This is a genomic window from Emticicia sp. (assembly GCF_049241225.1).
Classification (GTDB): Bacteria; Bacteroidota; Bacteroidia; order Cytophagales; family Spirosomataceae; genus Emticicia.
The window spans coordinates 1-3,126 of the sequence record NZ_JBMLRC010000083.1; the positions used below are offsets into that span (position 1 = coordinate 1).

The following is a 3,126-nucleotide window of genomic DNA, read 5'->3' on the forward strand; positions in this document are numbered from 1 at the left end:
GGTTTGGTAGGTAGTCCACTTGAGCCACAGCCAATCAATGTGCTAAATTTGGTAAAGAAATCTATTCCATTGAATCGTGGTTTTAACTGGGTTTCATTTAATCTTAATTTGGGAGCTGGAAATAATACGTTTACAAAAGTTTTATCTTCTTTGAGAAATAAAACTGGAGCAATGATTAAGACCGATGATAATTTTGCTGTCTATGAAAACGGTGCTTGGGATGCCCTCGACGATGTGGTTTTACCAACCAAGCGTTATTTGGTTTTTGTGGCTTCACCCGATACAATTACTATTAAAGGAGAACCATACACAGAAAGTTCGTTTCCGATTACTATCAAGGCCAGACCACAATGGAACTGGCTCGGATATGTACCTTCAACGGGTATGACTGTTTCGCAAGCTCTTCGTGGTCTTACACCACTCAATGGTGATATTATCAAGAGCCAAACGCTCTTTGCACAATATGTTGCGGGTGTGGGTTGGATCGGAAACTTGAGTTTCTTAGAGCCTTTGAAAGGGTATTTGTTGAGAATCTCAAATGCTGGCAGCCTTACGTATAACACTGCTTTGAATCGCGGAGTTGAAAACGGTTTCTCACAAGAAAACTTAATAAAGCAAGCCGATTTAGCAGCACCAATGATTGATGATTTTACGAAGTATCAATCAAACATGAATCTCATTGGCCGAGTAAATGGCATGACTATCGATGCCAATGACGAATTGAGAGCCTATATTGATGGTAAGCTGGTAGGACGTAATAAGTCGATTAGTCATGAAAAAAATCGCTTATTCTTTAACACTATTTATTTTGAAGATGAGCAAACCGTAAGTTTCAAACTCTTTAAGGCTGATAGAAATAAAGAATATGACTTAGATAAAAACGTACAGTTTAAAGCTGATGCCTTAGCGGGTATGGTTGAGGATCCAATAGTATTCGAATTAACTAAAAGTACTGCTCCTGCTGTTACGCTCAACATCGAAGATCAGATCATCAAACAACCTGATAAATCTTTCGGTACGGTTTCAATTCCGGCGAGCATCACCGAAAACAATCCGAGTTGTGGTTTGTATGCCGTAAGTACAATTTTACCAACTGGTAATGAAACTAAGCCTACATGTACGGCTCAGACCTTGGAAGGAAGTATGACATCAGTCATCAAAGTTTATTTTAACGAGCTTTCAAGTTTTGTTTCCGACCAAGACGTGCTGACATTTGTGAATCCAGCTACGGGGGCAACAGTAGGTTGCGGAGTGTTCAGAGCTAATAATTCACTATTCTATACCACTATTAGTGGTGCAGCAACTTCTACCGAAGTGCCATTGAATGTGACTTATTATTCAAATACAATGAAAAAATCATTTACTTTGAAAAACGGCCTTGTCTATAAGTATAACACTATTCTCGGCACTGGCTCCAACCCGCATAAGTTAGATTTTTCACCGTTAGCTGTTAGTGTCAATGCAAATGGAGTTATCACAACAACCATGCGAGATACTTCATGGATTGGTTCGTATGGTGTGAAAGCATTTGCGATGAACTGTGCAGGATATAACGATGGAGAGAAAACTTTCTATTTCAGAAGATTGGCTCAAAACGATTGCTCATATTCGTTTGCAACTCCGGCAAGTAATTCGCCGATTTGTAAAGGAAGTACCCTAATGCTTAGTGCCAACAAAGGCGATACGTATTCATGGGTTGGGCCAAATGGCTTTACTTCAACGGCTCGCAACCCACAAATTGCTACTGCCAGTACAGCCGCCAGCGGAGTTTACACGCTTACAGTTACTTCGTATCGTTGCCCAATTACTGCTACAACCAACGTAACGGTTAAGGCACTGAACATGACAGCCAGTAGCAATACTCCAGTGTGTGAGAAAACTACCCTGACTCTCAGCAGCAGTGGCGGTACAACTTACGCTTGGAGAGGACCAAACGGTTTCACATCGATAGCTCAAAACCCTGAGATTTCGAGTGTCGCTCCGGCCGCCAGCGGAATTTACACAGTAGTCATGACCAACGATGGTTGTAAAGATTCGACAACTACTGAAGTCTTAGTGAAACTATTACCAGTCATAGACATTGAGTCGAGTATTAGTGTTTGTGAAGAAGCTACACTTCAACTTAATGGTAATGGTGGTTCATCGTATCTTTGGGCTGGTCCGAACTCATTTAGTTCGACATTCCAAAATCCTACGATACCAAATGTAAGTAGTAGCAATGCAGGTACTTACACCGTAACGGCAACCTTGAATCAATGTTCGTCATCGACGAGTGTAGTGATTAATGTGAAGCCACTACCAGTTGTGCCGAAAATTAGTGGTCTAAACGAAATTTGTGCAAGTACACCAACCGAACTCAAAGTATCGGAGATACCAAACGCAACCTTTGTGTGGTCGAACGGGGCAACTGGTTCATCGGTGATGGTTTCACCAACGGCAAATATTTCTTATACCGTAACGGCAACTGTCAATGGCTGCAGTCGTACCTCAGAAGTATTTGCTATGACCGTAAACCCACTTTACACATCGCCAACTATCAGGGCCAACAATTCTCAGATTTGTAAAGGCGAAAGTGTGGTTCTAACGGCATCTTGCCCAGCAGCGACTGACATATTCAGATGGGAAACGCCTTCGGCTAATAACGCAACGGCATCGAACACAAATACCCGAGTGGTCACCGAACCAGGTGTTTATAGAGGTTATTGTATTCCAACACAAGGCTGCCAAAGTGCCAAAGTGAGTGTGACCATTACACAAGCCGCCAATTGCAACGGCCTAAACTTTATCACAGTCACGCCGAGCAAGCCAGTAATTTGTCCAAATTCTAGCATAACATTAAGTGCGACGGGTTGTTCAGGAACATTATCGTGGTTGGGAGGTGCATCAACTCAAACAGGAACGACGGCAACATTCACTCCGACGGTAACTACCACTTATTTAGTACAATGTAGCACGGGCGGTTCGGCATCAGTTGATGTTATTGTGGCATCGGCCAATGTAAATGTTAATGCCAATGTGATAACGGGAGTTGAGAAAGTGAAAGCCACCGAAACTATCGAATCAGATAAGAAGGTAGGCGATGCAGCCTTTACACCTTCGCCGAATGTGAGCTACGAAGCAGGAAAA

The 3,126-nt window shown here is 42.4% G+C and carries 1 protein-coding gene; it reads left to right on the top strand.

Annotated features, from left to right (window positions below):
• Positions 1-3,126 (top strand): hypothetical protein (locus tag ACOVO2_RS05200; RefSeq protein WP_421768945.1); only part of this gene is annotated, 3,126 nt, incomplete at both ends.